Genomic DNA, 16975 nt, shown 5'->3' on the forward strand with positions numbered 1-16975 from the left:
CCTTCCATGCTGTGGGGTACCAGTACCGTAGTCGAGAGCTAACTTACTCCAGAGTAAGAACAGTGAGTAGTATGGCTCCCAGCCGTGGATAACCATCAACCGACGGAGATAAGCGTTGCCTTCTCAAAGCACATCAGCTGAAAGCTCGTCTGCAAGTGCCCAAGCGACCGCCCCCAAGCGACGCGTCGCGGTGCTGGGCGGCAATCGAATCCCCTTCGCGCGCTCGGATCGCGCCTACGCCCAGGCGTCGAATCAAGACATGTTCACCGCCGCGCTGGGCGGCCTGGTCGACCGGTTCGGCCTGGCGGGCGAGCGGTTGGGCGCGGTGATCGGCGGCGCGGTGCTCAAGCACAGCCGCGACTTCAACCTGATGCGCGAAAGCGTGCTCGGATCCGCGCTGTCGTCCTACACGCCGGCGTTCGACCTGCAGCAAGCCTGCGGCACCGGTCTGCAAGCGGCGATTGCCGCGGCCGACGGTATCGCCGCGGGGCGCTACGAGGCGGCCGCCGCGGGCGGGGTGGACACCACCTCCGATGCCCCGATCGCACTCGGCAACAACCTGCGTCACACCCTGCTCGGGCTGCGCCGGTCGAAGTCCAACGTCGAGCGGCTGAAGCTGGTCGGCAAGCTTCCCGCCAGCCTCGGCGTCGAGATCCCGGTGAACAGCGAGCCGCGCACCGGGCTGTCGATGGGTGAGCACCAGGCCATCACCGCCAAGCAGATGGGCATCAAGCGCGTCGACCAGGATGAGCTGGCCGCCGCCAGCCACCGCAACATGGCGGCGGCGTACGACCGCGGATTCTTCGACGACCTGGTCACCCCGTTTCTGGGCCTGTACCGCGACGACAACCTGCGCGCCGACTCGTCGGCGGAAAAGCTGGCCAAACTCAAGCCTGTGTTCGGCGTGAAAGCCGGCGACGCCACGATGACGGCGGGCAACTCGACGCCGTTGACCGACGGCGCGTCGGTCGCGCTGCTGTCCACCGAAGAGTGGGCCGCCGAGCACTCACTGACCCCACTGGCGTTCTTCGTGGACGCCGAGACGGCTTCGGTCGATTACGTCAATGGCGCCGACGGACTGCTGATGGCGCCGACCTACGCGGTGCCGCGCCTGCTGGCCCGCAACGGTCTGACGTTGCAGGACTTCGACTTCTACGAGATCCACGAGGCGTTCGCGTCGGTGGTGCTCGCACACTTGCAGGCCTGGGAGTCCGAGGAGTACTGCAAGGAGCGGCTCGGCCTCGATGCGGCGCTGGGATCCATCGACCGGTCCAAGCTCAACGTCAACGGCTCGTCGTTGGCCGCCGGCCACCCGTTCGCTGCGACGGGCGGGCGCATTCTCGCCCAGCTGGCCAAGCAGCTGCACGAGGCCAAGGCCCAGAACGGCGGGAAGCCGGTGCGTGGCCTGATTTCCATCTGCGCGGCGGGCGGGCAGGGCGTCGCCGCCATTCTGGAGGCGTGAAACAAGCAACATCGGCCCCGCGTTTAGCGACCCGGTAGCGCGGGGTAGCCATCGGCTGGATAGCTCCGTGTTGCCGTCCGAGCCCCGACCCGATGGCACGCGGAGCGTCCCCGAAACGGCTTCGGCCTGGTAACAGGTGTCGAGCCATCACCGGGGCCGCCGACGGCATGAGGGGATTCCGGCGGCGGCCCCTCCCCTCGTCTTGAGTTGGCTGGCGTCCCAGCCGGACCGCAGCAACATCTCCGTGCGCGGCACATCCAGTGGGTGATATCGCATGCGCGTCGCTTTGAAAAACAGTGCCGCGGAGAGGCGCCCGGCACCGGACATAGCAAAATCCCCCGTCTCCGAGGAGAGCGGGGGATTTCGCTGTTCTGTGGATCAGAAGCTGGCTTCGTCGAGCTCCATGATGTCGTTGTCGATGGTCTCCAACACCTGGCGGGTGCTGGTCAACAGCGGCAGGAAGTTCTTCGCGAAGAACGAGGCCACGGCGATCTTGCCTTCGTAGTAGGCCTTATCGGCTTCGCTGACACCGCCGGCGTCGAGCGCCTCGAGCGCCACGGCTGCCTGACGCTGCAGGAGCCAGCCGATGACCAGGTCACCAACGCTCATCAGGAAGCGCACCGAACCGGTGCCGACCTTGTAGATGCTGGAGATCTCGTCCTGCGCGGCCATCAGGTAACCGGTCAGCGTCGCGGCCATCGCCTGCACGTCGGCCAGCGCGGTGGATAACAGCGCCCGCTCGGCCTTGAGGCGACCGTTGCCGGACTCGTTCTTGATGAACTCCTCGATCTGGCCCGACACGTGACCCAACGCCACACCCTTGTCGCGGACGATCTTGCGGAAGAAGAAGTCCTGCGCCTGAATGGCAGTGGTGCCCTCGTAGAGCGAGTCGATCTTGGCGTCACGGATGTACTGCTCGATCGGGTAGTCCTGCAAGAAGCCGGACCCGCCGAAGGTCTGCAGGCTCTCGGTGAGCTTGGCGTATGCCTGCTCCGAGCCGACACCCTTGACGATCGGCAGCATCAGGTCGTTGACCCTGACCGCCAAGTCGGCGTCCACATCGTGCAGCGCCTTGGCAACCGCCGCGTCCTGGTAGGTCGCGGTGTAGAGGTACAGCGCGCGCAGTCCCTCGGCGTAGGCCTTCTGGGTCATCAGGCTGCGACGCACGTCGGGGTGGTGCGTGATGGTCACCCGCGGCGCGGTCTTGTCGGTCATCTGGGTCAGGTCGGCGCCCTGCACACGCTCCTTGGCGTAGGCCAGCGCGTTCAGGTAGCCGGTGGACAGCGTCGCGATGGCCTTGGTACCGACCAGCATGCGGGCGTTTTCGATCACCTCGAACATCTGCGCGATGCCGTTGTGCACCTCGCCGACCAGCCACCCCTTGGCGGGCACATCGTGCTGACCGAAGGTGAGCTCACACGTCGCGGAGACCTTCAGGCCCATCTTGTGCTCAACGTTGGTGACGAAGACGCCGTTGCGCTCGCCCGGCTCACCGGTCTCGAAGTCGAACAGGAACTTCGGCACGAAGAACAGCGACAGGCCCTTGGTGCCGGGTCCGGCACCCTCGGGGCGGGCCAGCACCAGGTGGAAGATGTTCTCGAACATGTCGTCCGAGTCCCCTGAAGTGATGAACCGCTTCACGCCGTCGATGTGCCAGGAGCCGTCGTCCTGCTGGATGGCCTTGGTGCGGCCGGCGCCGACGTCCGAACCGGCGTCCGGCTCGGTGAGCACCATGGTGGAACCCCAGCCACGCTCGGCGGCGATGATGGCCCACTTCTTCTGCTCTTCGGTCGCCAGGTTGTAAAAGATCTGCGCGAAGCCCGCGCCGCCGGCGTACATCCACACCGCCGGGTTGGCGCCGAGCAGGTGCTCGTGCAACGCCCACAGCAACACCTTGGGCATCGGCATGCCGCCGAGTTCTTCGTCCAGGCCTACCTTGTCCCAGCCGCCCTCGATGACCGCGTGCACGGACTTCTTGAACGCCTCGGGCAGAGCCACGGAGTGAGTCTCGGGGTCAAATACCGGCGGGTTGCGGTCACCTTCGACGAATGAGTCCGCGACGGGGCCCTCGGCCAGCCGGCTCATTTCGGTAAGCATTTCGCGGGCGGTGTCGGCGTCAAGGTCGGTGTAGTCGCCTTCGCCGAATGCCTTGTCAATGCCCAGCACTTCAAACAGGTTGAATACCTGGTCGCGGACATTGCTCTTGTAGTGGCTCACTTGGTTCCTCCTCGATGAGAACGCCACATCAGGTTGGGTACTAGGACTAAGTTACCCACCAGTAACACGCTTAAGTTATACCCATCAGAAACCCGGCGCAACCGACTGTGAGCTAAATTTCATTGGCTAATCAACCAACCAGTTGGATTCGCCCTGATCAGGACCCTGGCACACCAGTTCACCTGCGACAATGATAGGTACGTGGCATCTGTGTCAAGCGTCACGAAGCTCCCAGAAGTGGACCTGCGCAACAGTCCTGGCCAACTGCGGGAACGCCTGCGCGAGGTCGCCCACGAGGTCGGCTTCTTCTACCTGATCGGCCACGGTGTGCCCGCGGAGCTGACCCGCCGGCTGATGACGGCCGCGCGACGACTGTTCGCCCTGACGCAGTCGGAGAAGGACGCCGTCGCGATGGTCCGGAGCCCGCATTTCCGTGGCTACACCCGGCTCGGCGGTGAGCTGACCCGCGGTGCGGTGGATTGGCGCGAGCAGATCGACATCGGCCCGGAGCGCGCCCCAATAGGCGGCCCGGGCAAGCCGGACTATCTGTGGCTGCAGGGCCCCAACCAGTGGCCCGCCGCGCTGCCCGAGCTGCCGCGACTCATCGGCGAGTGGGACGCCGCGCTCAGTGCGGTCGGCCGGACCCTGCTGCGGCACTGGGCGGCCTCGCTGGGCAGCGCGCCGGATGTCTTCGACGCCGCGTTCGCCGAGGCCCCCGCCACCCTGATCAAGATCGTGCACTATCCGTCGACCGCGGCCAGCTCGCAAGGTGTGGGAGCGCATCGAGATTCCGGGGTGCTGACGCTGCTGCTGGCCGAGCCGGGCGTCGACGGCCTGCAAGTGCGGGTCGCCCGCGACGGCGCCTGGGTCGACGTGCCCGGACGGGAGGGAGCGTTCATCGTCAACATCGGCGAGCTGCTGGAGGTGGCGACCAACGGTTACCTGCGGGCCACCGAGCACCGGGTCAATCTGCAGCGCTCGGCCGACCGGATCTCGGTGCCGTACTTCTTCAACCCGCGACTGGACGCGCAGATCCCGACCCTGACGCTGCCCGCCGAACTCGCACAGCACGCCGGCGCGCGCGCCGACCCCGCCGACCCGATCTTCGCGGTATACGGCCGCAACGCCTGGAAGAGCAGGCTGCGGGCCCATCCCGACGTCGCCGCCGCGCACGGCTACGTAACGGGTGCCGCGCAAGATGTAACGCCGGGCGAGTAGGGTCGTTTTACGAAAAAGCCCGTCGACGCGAATGAAGCCCGGTGAACACCCCTGAGAAGCTGACGCCTTCTTCCCTCCGCGAAGCCTTTGGCCATTTCCCATCCGGCGTGATCGCCATTGCAGCCGAAATCGACGGTGTCCGTGAGGGGTTGGCGGCCAGCACATTTGTACCGGTTTCGCTGGACCCGCCGTTGGTGTCGTTCTGCGTGCAGCACACCTCGACGACGTGGCCGAAACTCAGGGATGCGCGCGCCCTGGGAATCAGCGTCTTGGGCGAGTCACACGACGCGGCCGCGCGTGCTCTGGCCGCCAAGACAGGCGACCGGTTCGCCGATCTGGAAACGGTGTCCTACGACAGCGGCGCGGTTTTCATCCAGGGCACCGGGGTGTGGCTGGAGACCGCGATCGAGCAGATGGTGCCCGCCGGGGATCACATGATCGTCGTGCTGAGGGTCAACGATGTCCGAGTCGACGCCGATGTCGCGCCGATCGTGTTCCACCGCAGCGTTTTCCGGCGGCTGGGCGTTTAGCGCCGCTTGCCCAGTTCCTTGCGGTAGCCCTCGACTCGATGCTCGATCTCGGTGGCGTCCTGTTCCCGGCCTTCTTGATGCGCGAGATGCGCACGCGCCGAGAGCTCGCGAATCGCCGTGCGAATGTTGTTGATGCTCAGAGGTCGTCGAATGGCCATGATCACCGCCTTACCCGTTGAAACGGCGGGGTGAACTAAAACCCCACTCGCGTCGAGGCTACGCGCGAATCGGCTCAGCGGCGGAAAAGCTTGTTGCCCAACCACACGACTGGATCGTATTTGCGGTCGGCGACGCGTTCTTTCATCGGGATCAGCGCGTTGTCGGTGATCTTGATGCTCTCGGGGCAGACCTCGGTGCAGCACTTGGTGATGTTGCAGTACCCGAGGCCGTGCTCCTCCTGGGCCTCGTTGCGCCGGTCGCGGGTGTCGAGCGGATGCATTTCCAACTCGGCTATCCGCATCAGGTAACGCGGGCCGGCGAACGCCTCTTTGTTGTCCTCGTGGTCACGGATCACGTGACAGACGTTGTTGCACAGGAAGCATTCGATGCACTTACGGAACTCCTGGGAGCGCTCCACATCTTCCTGCGCCATCCGGTACTCACCGGGCTGGAGGTCTTTCGGCGGCGCGAACGACGGGATCTCCCGGGCCTTTTCGTAGTTGAACGACACGTCGGTCACCAGGTCGCGGATCACCGGGAAGGTCCGGATCGGCGTCACAGTGACGACCTCGTCTTCGGCGAAGGTCGACATCCGCGTCATACACATCAGCCGCGGTTTGCCGTTGACCTCGGCCGAGCACGATCCGCACTTGCCGGCTTTACAGTTCCACCGGACCGCCAGGTCCGGCGTCTGGGTCTGCTGCAGGCGGTGGATGATGTCGAGCACCACCTCGCCCTCGTTGACCTCCACGGTGAAGTCCTGCAATCCACCGCCGGCCTCGTCGCCACGCCATACCCGCAAGGTCGCGTCATATGTCATGAGCGCCACTCCTCCCCATCGCTTCGCTCTGCATCGTTGTGGACGCGGCTCATCAGCCTCTCCGTCCTGGGTGGTCGGCCAGCTCTTCGTCGGTGTAGTACTTCTCCAGCTCGGAGATCTCGAAAGCCTCGAGCAGGTCGGGCCGCATCGGTATCTGGTCTTTGCGCGTCACCGAGATGTCGGGAACGATCTCGTCGCCGCCGGCGGCCTTACAGACCAGCAACACCTTGCGCCAAGACGAGTCCATCCCCGGGTGATCGTCGCGGGTGTGGCCGCCCCGGCTCTCGGTGCGTTCCAGCGCCGCCTTGGCGACACATTCGCTGACCAGCAACAGGTTGCGCAGGTCGAGGGCCAAGTTCCAGCCGGGGTTGTACTGCCGGTCACCCTCGACGTGGATGTGCTTGAACCGCTCGCGGAGCTGGTCGAGCCGACCGAGCGCCTCGGTGATCTCCTCTTCCTTGCGGATGATGCCCACCAGGTCGTTCATCGACTGCTGCAACTCCAGCTGCAGCGTGTAGGGGTTCTCCGCGGCGGCGCCGTTCGTCGGTGTCTCGAAGGGAGCCAGTGCCCGCTTCGCGGCGGTCTCGACGGCGTCGTCAGCCACCGTCGGACGGCTGCTCAGCGCCCGCACGTAGTCGGCGGCGCCAAGTCCGGCCCGACGGCCGAACACCAGCAGGTCGCTCAGCGAGTTACCGCCCAGCCGGTTGGAGCCGTGCATGCCACCGGAGCATTCGCCGGCGGCGAACAGCCCGGGCACGGTGGCGGCGCCGGTGTCGGCGTCCACCTCCACACCGCCCATCACGTAGTGACAGGTGGGTCCGACTTCCATCGGTTCCTTGGTGATGTCGACCCCGGCCAGCTCCTTGAACTGGTGGTACATCGAGGGGAGCCGCTTCTTGATCTGCTCGGGTGTCAGCCGGGAGGCGATGTCGAGGTAGACACCACCGTGCGGAGTCCCGCGACCGGCCTTGACTTCGGAGTTGATCGCGCGCGCGACCTCGTCGCGGGGCAACAGGTCAGGGGTGCGACGAGCCGAGTCGTTGTCCTTGAGCCACTGGTCGGCTTCGTCCTCGCTCTCGGCGTACTGGCCTTTGAACACCGGCGGGATGTAGCCGAACATGAACCGGTTGTTGTCGGAGTTCTTCAAGACTCCGCCGTCGCCGCGTACGCCCTCGGTGACCAGGATGCCCTTGACGCTGGGCGGCCAGACCATGCCGGTCGGGTGGAATTGGACGAACTCCATGTTGATCAGCGTCGCGCCGGCGCGCAGCGCCAAAGCGTGGCCGTCACCGGTGTACTCCCAGGAGTTCGAGGTGACCTTGAAGGACTTGCCGATGCCGCCGGTGGCCAGCACCACCGCGGGGGCCTCGAACAAGATGAACTTGCCGCTCTCGCGGATATATCCGAACGCTCCGGAGATCGCGTCGCCGTCTTTCAATAACTCGGTGATCGTGGTCTCGGCGAACACCTTGATCCGGGCCTCGTAGTCACCCAGCTCGGCGTGGTCTTCCTGCTGCAGCGAGACGATCTTCTGCTGCATGGTGCGGATCAGCTCCAGGCCGGTGCGGTCACCGACGTGCGCCAGCCGCGGGTAGGTGTGCCCACCGAAGTTGCGCTGGCTGATCTTGCCGTCCTTGAGACGGTCGAACAGTGCGCCGTAGGTCTCCAGCTCCCAGACCCGGTCCGGGGCCTCCTTGGCGTGCAGCTCGGCCATCCGCCAGTTGTTCAGGAACTTGCCACCACGCATGGTGTCGCCGAAGTGGGTCTTCCAGTTGTCTTTCGGGTTGGTGTTACCCATCGCCGCGGCGCAGCCGCCCTCCGCCATCACCGTGTGCGCCTTGCCGAACAGCGACTTGGAGACCACGGCAACCTTCAGGCCGCGTTCCCGCGCCTCGATTACCGCGCGCAAACCCGCGCCGCCCGCACCGATGACGACGACATCGTAGGAGTGCCGTTCGACCTCAGCCATGAAATCCTCGCTCAGCTATCTCGGAAATTCGTCAAATGGCTTTTCAGCCAATAAATCTCAGGTCGGAAATGGTGCCGCTGGCAACCAGCGCAATGTAGAAGTCGGTCAACATCAACGTCCCCAGCGTGATCCAGGCGTACAACTTGTGCCGAGTGTTGAGGTGACTCACCTGAGTCCAGATCCAGTACCGCACCGGATGTTTGGAGAAGTGCTTGAGTCGTCCGCCGGTGACGTGGCGGCACGAGTGGCAGGACAGCGTGTAGATCCACAGCATGATCACGTTGCCGACCAGGATCACGTTGCCCAAGCCGAAGCCGAATCCGCCTGGCCCGTGGTCGGAGTGGAACGCCACGATCGCGTCGTAGCTGTTGATCACCGAGATTATGCCGGCGATGTAGAAGAAGTACCGGTGGGTGTTCTGCACGATCAGCGGGAACTTGGTCTCGCCGGAGTAGTGGACACGCGGCTCGGCCACCCCGCATGCGGTCGGCGACTGCCACACCGTGCGGTAGTAGGCGCCGCGGTAGTAGTAGCACGTCAACCGGAACAGCAGCAGGAACGGCAGCGACAGCGCCGCGTACGGCAGCCACCACACGTCCGGCAGGATCTGCGGCCAGAAGTCGCCAGCCTCACCGCAGGCCTTGCTGAGGCAGGGTGAGTAGAACGGTGTCAGGTAGTGGTACTGCGGGACGAAGAAGTAGTTCTGCTGGAACGCACGTGCCGTCGCGTAGATGACGAATGCAGCGAAGCCCAAGTCGATTCGGAGCGGTGACAACCACCACCGGTCGGTGCGTAGCGTCCGTTGCTGGATGTGGGCGCGTGTAGGTGAAAAGACGCCGGACGCAGGATGGTTCGCCGTGGGTGCGCTCATCAAATGTTCCTCTTCGAACGGGCTGTTGGTCGAAGAGTACCCAGAGCCACCGCAAAGATTCTCAGCGGGGCTTGAATTGTCGGGAGCTGCTGTGACCCCCGACTCGTTCATGTTCGACACCGCGCCAGAAACCGCGGTCGCAATCGGTGTCGGGAATGGCGACCTTTTTGCTGGATTGCTGCACCGTAACGCGCATCAAGTCCAATTCGGAAACATCGGTGTCAGCTATTTCGGCGTCGCCGAATGTCGGGTCGGCGTCGATCACGGTGTGACGCATTGCCGTGCTCTCGCACTGCGACATGAGCAAACTCACACTCCGTCGCCGACCACCGTTGAGCTCGGGCAGTTGAGATCTCTTTCGAAACGACGGTGTCGTCGATCACAAGCCGACGGCGGCACTGTCCGGCGCCACGGCCGCACGCGCGACCCATCACGGGCGGATCGGCTCGAGCATCCGGTGCGGCCGACGCAGCGTCGCGCTCACCGCATCGTCGCGCGTGCCGCGGTCGCGCGGCCGCCGGGGCGGGTGCACGACGAGGTCGGTGACGTCGGGAAGCTGTCCGCACTCCGCGCAGACCCGGTCGGGCCCGATGGCGCCGCCGCAGTCCGCGTGCCGATAGCCGCGCCGACGTGACTGCTCGACGTAGTTGTCGTTGCCCCAGCTGATCAGTGACCAGATCGTCGGCCAGAGTCTGCGGCCCTTGGGGGTCAACACATATTCATCGCGGCCGGCGCCGCCGGCAGCCTTTGCGAACACACCCTCGTCGACCAGTAGTGAAAGCCGATCGGAGAGAACCGCTTTCGGGATGCCCAGGTGGGCGCGGAAGTCACTGAATCGGCGCACACCGTAGAACGCGTCCCGGACCACCAGCAACGTCCAGCGCTCGCCGACGATCTCGAGCGATCGAGCGATGGGGCAACTCTCTGCGGTGTATTGGCGGGGCAGGGCCACGGACACATCCTACCCTTGCAGGTTCGTTCACCGAACCATATACTCGCGAAGTGGAAAGTTCGGTCAACGAACCAAGAGGAAGCGGATCCGATGTTTTACCGTGAGCAGCACGAGATGACTCGTATCGACATCTTTACCGGGGTGCCCTTCGATCAATTCGTCACCGCCTTGGAGAAGGCGGCGCCACCGGTCGACCGAGCGGTCTTCGCGAAGATCGCCGAGTCTGGCGGCGACTGGAATGATGTTCTGGCGGCCGCAGCCGAGAACGCACCGAACGAATTGATGGTCTACGGCAAGATCGACGCGACCGAGTTGTTCAGCGTCGCAGGACATCACACCCGGGCGATCGAGTATCTGATCGGCAACCACGTCATCGCCGAGACGATGTTCCGCCACGATCCCAAGGCGCTGTTGTACGCCCCGCTACGGATGTTGGTGCACAGCGACGGCGACGGCAATGCCGTCTTCACCATGGACCAGCCCGGCCCGGCGTTCGACAGTCTGGGCATCGACGAGGTGTCCAAAGTCGGTGAGGGACTTGACCGTAAGGTCGTCAACCTGCTTCGCGTCGCGGGGGTCGAGGTCGAGGAGGCGTTCGCCTGATCGGACGCGACGGTTCCGGTGGAGCCGTTGAGCCCCACCGGAATCGACGCTTTCCGCGGACTTACTTCGTGATCGCGATGCGCTGCGGCTGCGTTCCGGCGTAGGTGCCGGCAACCCGCACGGTCAGCACGCCGGCGTCGTAGGACGCCGTGACGGCCTCGCTGGTGATGTGCGCAGGCAGCTGGAACGACCGGCGGAAAGATCCGTAGCGGACCTCGCGCAGCGTGCGGCCGTCCTTCTCTTCGGCGTGCTCGTCGCGGCGCTCGCCGTGGATGACCAAACGGCCGTGCTCGATCTCGACGTTGACGTCCTTATCGACGTCCACCCCCGGTAACTCCAGGCGAACCACGGCGTCGTCGCCGTCCTTGACTACCTCGGCGGCAGGGCTGAAGCCATTGGCCACCGGCTTCATCCAGTCGGCCGCCGCGGCGGGGCCAAAGAAGTCGCGTACCCAGCGGTCCGCGGGCCGTGACCACAGTGTCAGGTTGCTCATTGCTGTCTCCTTGTTCTTTTGGTGCTTGGTGATCCTCCGACGCCCTGTCGGCTCTACACCTATAAACTTGAGCCGACCACGCTTAAGTTCCGCTATGGTGTTCGCTGCGAGCGAACGCCGCGTCGAAGTTCTCGTCGATGGCCAGCCGGTAACCGCGTTTGACCACCGTCGCGATGATCTTCCTGTCGCCCAGCGATTTTCGTAGCCGCAGCACCGCGGTGTCGACTGCATGGGGATCGCTGGCGCCGCCCGGCAAGGCACGGAGGAGTTCGCTGCGGGCGACGACGGCGCCCGGGCGCTGGGCCAGTGCGCGCAGCACCGCCATCGTTGCCGGCGACAACGACTGCACCGCGTCGTCGATCATGACGCAGGAACCGCGCATCTCGATCCGGTGGCCGGCCGCCTGCATCGTCCGCGACCGCAGCACCGGCAGCTGCTCGACGATGTGCCGGGCCAGCGCGCCCAACCGCATCCGCTGCGGCCACGAGGCCGGAACTCCCAGTCGGACCAGTGGCTGCGCGGTCACAGGGCCGACACACATCGCCTGGACATCCGAGCGCAGAGCATCAAGCAGCTGGCCGGAGATGCGAAGGTCGGCGGCGCGCATCAGGGTCGCCGCGACGGCGGGCGCGGATGTGAAGCTCACGGCGTCGAACTCACGATGGGCGATCTGTTTGATGAGCTGGTCGAACTCGCCGCCGGGCGGTGCCGGCTTCCATCGGTACACCCGGATCGGGATGATCTCGGCGCCGGCTGAACGGAGCTCGTCGAGAAATTCCGGAAACGGATCCCAGTTGTCGCTTGCGCCGTGTAACTGCACCGCGATCCGACAGCCGCTGATGTCGGACTCGCGCAGGTATTGCGAGACCTCCCGCGACGATTCGGATTCCGGTGACCACTCTTCACGCAGTCCCGCGGCGCGCAGTGCGCCGGCGGCTTTCGGTCCGCGGGCCACCACGCGGGAGGTGGACAGTCCCGCGATCAGTAGGTCCTTCAGCCCCCAATTTGCGGCGGCGTCGACCCAGCCTCGGAACCCGATGCCGGTCGTCGCGATCACGATGTCGGGCGGTCGGGCCGCCAATGTTTCTGTGTTGCGGCGCAATTCGTCATCGTCGGCCAGTGCGACCATGGTGATCGCCGCGGCGCTGGTGACGCTGGCGCCGTGGCGAGTCAGCAGCGTGCACAGCTCGCGGGCCCGTCGCGCCGAGGTTACGGCCACCCGATAGCCGGACAGTGCCGGCGCGGTCGGGTGATTCATATGAATTTTCTATGCCCGACAAATTTCAGTCGAGTTACCGACCAATTGCTGTGTCGTTGCTCTCTCAGGTGCAGCTCAGACGGCGCTCAGGTGTTACCAGACGTCCCCGTCGCGCCAATCGCACATCAGCCCCGCCGCCGCATCCAACTCGAGGCCGAGGGGGAAGACAAACACCGAGCCGTCGGCGTCCGGAGTCCGGGTGGGGCCGGTGGGCGCCAACACCGACGTCGGGCCGGTCCAGGGCAGCCAACCGCGTGTGGTGTAGAGCCGTCTACCCAGATCCGACGAACTGAGCGCGCCGAGTTGGTAGCTGCCGCGGATCACTTGCTCGCATGCGTCGAGTATCGCGATGGCCAAGCCCTGGCCGCGCCAATCTTCGCGTACCGCAACGGCTTCTACGTATCCGCAGCGCAGCGAGATGCCCCGGTACAGCAGGCGTCGTTGGATGACGGCGCCGTGCGCGATGATCGCGCCGCGATGCCAGATCATCGCATGCATTCCGCCGAGCGCATGGTCCCAGTCGGTGTCGGTGAAGTCGCCGGCGAAGGCGTCGTTGACCATCTCGTGGGCGCGCTGTCGCGCGTCGCTTTCCAGGTCGGCGGTGTGGACCAGGCGAGCGGTGTGGACCTGGGTGTGCACACTGTTGGTCTACCAGCTGGGCCGGTCTTCCGCTACCGAACTGGGCCGCGCCCAGTGCAGCCGCACCTGCTGGCCCGGTCGCAGCTGGGCGAGGGTATCGATGTCGCGGTCCGCGACCACGCCGACCACCGGATACCCCCCGGTCACCGGGTGATCGGGACCGAGAACAACCGGTAAACCGTTGGGCGGCACCTGAATAGCGCCGCGAACGGCGCCTTCGCTCGGGAGTTGCCGATCGGGACTACGGTGTTGCAGCGGCGTTCCCTGCAGTCGCATGCCGACTCGGTCGCTGCGGTCGGAGGCCGTCCACACGGTATGTACGAGGGCATCGGGCTTGCTGAGCCAGTCGTCACGCGGGCCGGGTATCACCCGAAGGTATACCGGCTGTCCGGAGATCGGCGCCACCGGCGCCTGATCGAGTTCGGGATACTCCTCGGCGGGCTCTCCGATCGGCACGACGTCGCCCGGTTGCAGCGGCGACGGACCGATCGCCGACAGCACGTCGTAGCTGCGCGAGCCCAGCACCGGTGGCACCTCAATGCCGCCGCGCACCGCCAGATAGCTGCGCAGCCCGGATCGCGGGATGCCGAACGAGATCACCTGACCGTCGCGAACATGTTGAATGCTGTTGGACCCGAACGCGATTCCATCGATACGGGAGCTCGGATCGGCGCCTGTCACTGCGACGTCGACATCGCCGCCGCGGACTCGCGCGGCGAACCCGCCCATCGTCACCTCGATGGTGGCGCGGTCGTCGGGGTTGGCGACGAGTCGGTTGGCCAGCGCGTGCGAACGTCGGTCGGCGGCACCCGAGCGGGTGACGCCGAGGTGGGCGAGTCCGGGCCGGCCGAGATCTTGGATCAGAGCCAGCGGCCCGGTTTGCAGGATCTCCACGGTCGTCATGTCACGGCCCGGAACTGGACCCAGATGCCCGGCGTCAGCAGCGCCGGATTCGGCCGGTCGATATCCCACAGCACCGCATCGGTGCGGCCGATCAGCTGCCATCCGCCGGGGGAGCGACGCGGATAGATCCCGGTGAATTCGCCGGCCAGGCCGACTGCGCCGGCCGGTACGGCGGCCCGCGGCTCGGCCCGCCGCGGCACCGTCAGCCGCGGGTCGCCGCCGACCAGATAGGCGAAACCCGGTGCGAAGCCGCAGAACCCGACCTGCCACGGGTGAGCGGTGTGGGCCTCGATGACCTGAGCCGTGGTCAATTCGGTGCGCTGCGCCACCTCGGCCAGATCGGCGCCGTCGTAGACGACGTCGATCACCGTCGGCTCGGTCGATGCGTCCGACACCGCGTCGGGAACCACTCGCAACGCGCTCAGTTGACGGCGTACGGCGCTCTGCCGTTGCGGGTCGTCGAGTGTGAGCAACACCGTGCGGGCGGCCGGAACGATGTCGACAATCCCGGGTATCGCGGCGTCGCGCACCGCAGCTGACCACGCCAAAACCTCAGCGGTGCTGTCGAATTGCACCAACAGCGCACGGTCGCCGTAGTCCAAGACCGTCACTAGTGCAGGATATTGGCGATCAGCGGCGGCAACTGATCGGTCACCAGCGGGTAGCTCAGCGGCGAGGCGTACGCGATCGCACCGGCCTGGTCCTTTGTGGTGAACACGCTTCGCGAGCGAGCAGATGCCACATCGGGATTGGCCAGCAGCGCAGCCTGGTCCTTGTCGCTCTCGGTCGTCCAGATCAGCACGTCGGCGCCGTCGAGCACCGATCTGATCTTGTCGTGCGCAACCAGCGCGCGCTGCTGGCCATCGGCCATGGTGACGACGCTCTCGGGGACGGCCAGTCCCATCTGCGTCAGGAAGTCGGTGCGCCAACCCGTCGTCACAACCACATTGTCATCGTGAAATGTGCCCTGCAGCAACAGCACCCGCTTGTTCTTGAACTGCGGATACTTGTCGGCGACCGCGGCGAAACCCTTGTCGACGCCGCTGATCAACGACTTCATCTGATCGGACTGGAACACGGCCTGCCCGATAGCCGTCGCCTGGTCTTTCCACGGCTCGAAGAACGCGTCGCCGCCGGACTGCGGGAGCGTCGGCGCGATCGCGGTCAGCTTCTGGTAGGTGTCCTGGTCGAGTCCGGCGTCGGTCGCGACGATCAGATCGGGTTTCAGAGCCGCGATTTGCTGAACCTGAATTCCGTTGTCCAAGTTCAGCACTACTGGCTTGGCGTTACCGAGCTTGGCCGTGGCCCACGGCCACACACCGAACGGCTGATCGCCGAACCAGTTGGTCACCGCGACCGGGACGACTCCGAGTGCCAGCAGGTCGTCCTGCCCGGTGAAACCGGCGCTGACCACCCGCTTGGGCGGGCCGGGGATGGTCGTCTCACCGAATGCGTGGGTGATGGTGACCGACCCACCGGGGCCGGTGGCGGCCGACGGCGGTTTGCGTGCCGAGCAGGCCGCCAGCGCGAGCAGGCCGGTAGCCGCGCCGGCGCGAAGGAACGCGCGCCGACTCCGTTGCTGGTCCACCGCGTGAGCGTAGCGCTTTCGTGCAGCGCGTTCAGCGGGTCTGCCAGGGGCTGTAGTCGGCGATCAGCTCCTCCTGCGGCGGGCGCTGATCGTCGGGCACATGCTGCAGGTTGATCCGGATGCGGTACCAGATCGAGCTCGGTCCGCGCATGCCGTCGACCAGAATGTCGGCCGGCTGCAGCCGATCGGCAGCGGCGGGATGCCGGGTGCGCCAGGTGTCCAACGCGGCCATCGCCTCGTCCTTGGTCTTGGTGCGGGCGATCTCGATCAGCGGCATCACGGACTGGCGCCGGCCGGTGCCGTCGCCGCGACGCGCACCCGTGGGCGCCTTCTCCGCGGGGCCGAGTTCCTCGGCGAGCGTGAGTAGCCGGTCGAGCCCGCCTGCCGAGGAGTCCATGTCCTCCCACGGGTCGCCGACGTCGGCGAATCGCTGCGGCACCGTCGTCACCGTGAACGCGGCGGGGTCGCAACCGGCGACCTCGTCCCACCGCAGCGGCGTCGACACCCGCGCATCCGGGGTGGCGCGCACCGAATACGCCGACGCGACCGTGCGGTCCTTGGCGTTCTGGTTGAAGTCGACGAACACCCCTTCGCGTTCTTCCTTCCACCACCGGCTGGTGGCCAGCTCGGGTGCGCGTCGCTCCACCTCCCGCGCCACCGTCTGGGCCGCCAGCCGCACCTGTCGAAACGACCAGCTCGGCTCGATTCGCGCGTAGATATGGAACCCGCGTGACCCAGACGTCTTGGGCCACGCGGTCAGCCCGTGGTCCTCGAGCACCTCGCGGGCGACCTGCGCGACCTCGAGGATCTGTGACCACGTCACACCTGGCATCGGGTCCAAGTCGACCCGTAGCTCGTCGGGGTGGTCGAGATCGTCGGCCCGCACCGGATGCGGGTTCAAGTCGACGCAGCCCAGGTTGATCGCCCAGGCCAGACCGGCGGCGTCATAGATGACGGCTTCTTTGGCGGACGTGCCGCGCGCGTAGCGTAGTTCGGCGACCTCGACCCAGTCGGGCCGCTTCTCCGGCGCACGCTTCTGGAAGACCGCTTCCTGCTCGATGCCCTTGACGAATCGCTTCAGGATCATCGGACGGCCAGCCACACCGCGCAGCGCACCGTCGGCGACGGCCAGGTAGTACCGGATCAGGTCCAGCTTGGTGTGACCGGATTGGCCGTCATGACCGGGGAAGATCACCTTGTCCGGATGGGTGACCGTGACCTGACGTCCGCCCACCTCCAGCGACACCGGCCCCATGAGTCGATGGTAATTCCGCAGAACTTCCCAACCGCGGT

Annotated in this window: 18 protein-coding genes; 4 read left to right on the top strand and 14 right to left on the bottom strand. The window is 65.8% G+C overall.

The window, feature by feature from the left end; genetic code table 11:
* Positions 1–115 precede the first annotated feature (115 nt).
* Positions 116–1462: an acetyl-CoA C-acetyltransferase gene (locus G6N27_RS18125; RefSeq protein WP_163778555.1), complete on the top strand. Its 1347-nt coding sequence runs from the start codon at positions 116–118 to the stop codon at positions 1460–1462.
* Positions 1463–1840: 378 nt separating this feature from the next.
* Here G6N27_RS18125 and G6N27_RS18130 read toward each other — a convergent pair whose 3' ends face one another.
* Positions 1841–3679, bottom strand: coding sequence for an acyl-CoA dehydrogenase (locus G6N27_RS18130; RefSeq protein ID WP_163778557.1), 1839 nt, complete (start codon positions 3677–3679; stop codon positions 1841–1843).
* A 201-nt stretch (positions 3680–3880) separates the two neighbouring features.
* Here G6N27_RS18130 and G6N27_RS18135 point away from each other — a divergent pair, with 201 nt between their 5' ends.
* Positions 3881–4897: an isopenicillin N synthase family dioxygenase gene (locus tag G6N27_RS18135; RefSeq protein ID WP_372512977.1), complete on the top strand. Its 1017-nt coding sequence runs from the start codon at positions 3881–3883 to the stop codon at positions 4895–4897.
* A 41-nt stretch (positions 4898–4938) separates the two neighbouring features.
* The gene (locus tag G6N27_RS18140; RefSeq protein WP_163778560.1) at positions 4939–5427 is read left to right on the top strand and encodes a flavin reductase family protein; all 489 of its coding nucleotides are present in this window, start codon (positions 4939–4941) and stop codon (positions 5425–5427) included.
* Here the strand turns inward: G6N27_RS18140 and G6N27_RS25110 are convergent.
* From G6N27_RS25110 to G6N27_RS18165, 6 genes are all read right to left on the bottom strand, one after another.
* Positions 5424–5585, bottom strand: coding sequence for a hypothetical protein (locus tag G6N27_RS25110; protein ID WP_170308180.1), 162 nt, complete (start codon positions 5583–5585; stop codon positions 5424–5426). The two genes, G6N27_RS18140 and G6N27_RS25110, sit on opposite strands and share 4 nt — an antisense overlap.
* A gap of 74 nt (positions 5586–5659) precedes the next feature.
* On the bottom strand, positions 5660–6406 hold the full coding sequence (locus G6N27_RS18145) for a succinate dehydrogenase/fumarate reductase iron-sulfur subunit (protein ID WP_163778563.1): 747 nt from the start codon (positions 6404–6406) through the stop codon (positions 5660–5662).
* A 52-nt stretch (positions 6407–6458) separates the two neighbouring features.
* Entirely contained in the window at positions 6459–8375 is a 1917-nt protein-coding gene (locus G6N27_RS18150; protein WP_163778566.1) for a fumarate reductase/succinate dehydrogenase flavoprotein subunit, read from the bottom strand.
* A 43-nt stretch (positions 8376–8418) separates the two neighbouring features.
* Positions 8419–9246: a hypothetical protein gene (locus G6N27_RS18155; protein ID WP_163778569.1), complete on the bottom strand. Its 828-nt coding sequence runs from the start codon at positions 9244–9246 to the stop codon at positions 8419–8421.
* A 61-nt stretch (positions 9247–9307) separates the two neighbouring features.
* Positions 9308–9592, bottom strand: coding sequence for a hypothetical protein (locus tag G6N27_RS18160; RefSeq protein ID WP_163781980.1), 285 nt, complete (start codon positions 9590–9592; stop codon positions 9308–9310).
* A gap of 84 nt (positions 9593–9676) precedes the next feature.
* On the bottom strand, positions 9677–10198 hold the full coding sequence (locus G6N27_RS18165; RefSeq protein WP_232064664.1) for a winged helix-turn-helix transcriptional regulator: 522 nt from the start codon (positions 10196–10198) through the stop codon (positions 9677–9679).
* A 90-nt stretch (positions 10199–10288) separates the two neighbouring features.
* On the opposite strand from G6N27_RS18165, the gene G6N27_RS18170 reads away from it, so the two are divergent.
* Positions 10289–10801 (top strand): DUF302 domain-containing protein, encoded by a 513-nt coding sequence (locus G6N27_RS18170; RefSeq protein WP_163778575.1) that lies wholly within the window; start codon positions 10289–10291, stop codon positions 10799–10801.
* A 61-nt stretch (positions 10802–10862) separates the two neighbouring features.
* Here the strand turns inward: G6N27_RS18170 and G6N27_RS18175 are convergent, their stop codons facing one another.
* The 7 genes from G6N27_RS18175 to ligD form a co-directional block, all read right to left on the bottom strand.
* On the bottom strand, positions 10863–11294 hold the full coding sequence (locus G6N27_RS18175; protein ID WP_163778578.1) for an Hsp20/alpha crystallin family protein: 432 nt from the start codon (positions 11292–11294) through the stop codon (positions 10863–10865).
* An 82-nt stretch (positions 11295–11376) separates the two neighbouring features.
* Positions 11377–12552 (bottom strand): uroporphyrinogen-III synthase, encoded by a 1176-nt coding sequence (locus G6N27_RS18180; RefSeq protein ID WP_163778581.1) that lies wholly within the window; start codon positions 12550–12552, stop codon positions 11377–11379.
* 93 nt (positions 12553–12645) lie between these two features.
* Positions 12646–13191, bottom strand: coding sequence for a GNAT family N-acetyltransferase (locus tag G6N27_RS18185; protein ID WP_163778584.1), 546 nt, complete (start codon positions 13189–13191; stop codon positions 12646–12648).
* 9 nt (positions 13192–13200) lie between these two features.
* Positions 13201–14094 carry a 5-oxoprolinase/urea amidolyase family protein gene (locus G6N27_RS18190; protein ID WP_163778587.1) on the bottom strand — a complete coding sequence of 298 codons (894 nt, stop codon included), beginning with the start codon at positions 14092–14094 and terminating at the stop codon, positions 13201–13203.
* Positions 14091–14705 (bottom strand): 5-oxoprolinase subunit B family protein, encoded by a 615-nt coding sequence (locus tag G6N27_RS18195; protein ID WP_163778589.1) that lies wholly within the window; start codon positions 14703–14705, stop codon positions 14091–14093. Before G6N27_RS18195 ends, G6N27_RS18190 begins: the two co-directional genes overlap by 4 nt.
* A complete protein-coding gene (locus tag G6N27_RS18200) occupies positions 14705–15682 on the bottom strand; it encodes an ABC transporter substrate-binding protein (protein ID WP_163778592.1) in 978 nt (325 codons plus the stop codon). Before G6N27_RS18200 ends, G6N27_RS18195 begins: the two co-directional genes overlap by 1 nt.
* Positions 15683–15713: 31 nt before the next feature.
* Positions 15714–16937: a non-homologous end-joining DNA ligase gene (gene ligD, locus G6N27_RS18205; protein ID WP_163778595.1), complete on the bottom strand. Its 1224-nt coding sequence runs from the start codon at positions 16935–16937 to the stop codon at positions 15714–15716.
* Positions 16938–16975 lie beyond the last annotated feature (38 nt).

This window comes from Mycobacterium cookii, from assembly GCF_010727945.1.
Lineage (GTDB): Bacteria > Actinomycetota > Actinomycetes > Mycobacteriales > Mycobacteriaceae > Mycobacterium > Mycobacterium cookii.

What these genes read in the sequence shown, in the direction of transcription:
- G6N27_RS25110 (WP_170308180.1), bottom strand. Translation starts at nt 5,585, where the DNA reads ATGGCCATTCGACGACCTCTGAGCATCAACAACATTCGCACGGCGATT.
- G6N27_RS18145 (WP_163778563.1), bottom strand. Translation starts at nt 6,406, where the DNA reads ATGACATATGACGCGACCTTGCGGGTATGGCGTGGCGACGAGGCCGGC.
- G6N27_RS18150 (WP_163778566.1), bottom strand. Translation starts at nt 8,375, where the DNA reads ATGGCTGAGGTCGAACGGCACTCCTACGATGTCGTCGTCATCGGTGCG.
- G6N27_RS18155 (WP_163778569.1), bottom strand. Translation starts at nt 9,246, where the DNA reads ATGAGCGCACCCACGGCGAACCATCCTGCGTCCGGCGTCTTTTCACCT.
- G6N27_RS18170 (WP_163778575.1), top strand. Translation starts at nt 10,289, where the DNA reads ATGTTTTACCGTGAGCAGCACGAGATGACTCGTATCGACATCTTTACC.
- G6N27_RS18175 (WP_163778578.1), bottom strand. Translation starts at nt 11,294, where the DNA reads ATGAGCAACCTGACACTGTGGTCACGGCCCGCGGACCGCTGGGTACGC.
- G6N27_RS18180 (WP_163778581.1), bottom strand. Translation starts at nt 12,552, where the DNA reads ATGAATCACCCGACCGCGCCGGCACTGTCCGGCTATCGGGTGGCCGTA.
- G6N27_RS18190 (WP_163778587.1), bottom strand. Translation starts at nt 14,094, where the DNA reads ATGACGACCGTGGAGATCCTGCAAACCGGGCCGCTGGCTCTGATCCAA.
- ligD (WP_163778595.1), bottom strand. Translation starts at nt 16,937, where the DNA reads ATGGGGCCGGTGTCGCTGGAGGTGGGCGGACGTCAGGTCACGGTCACC.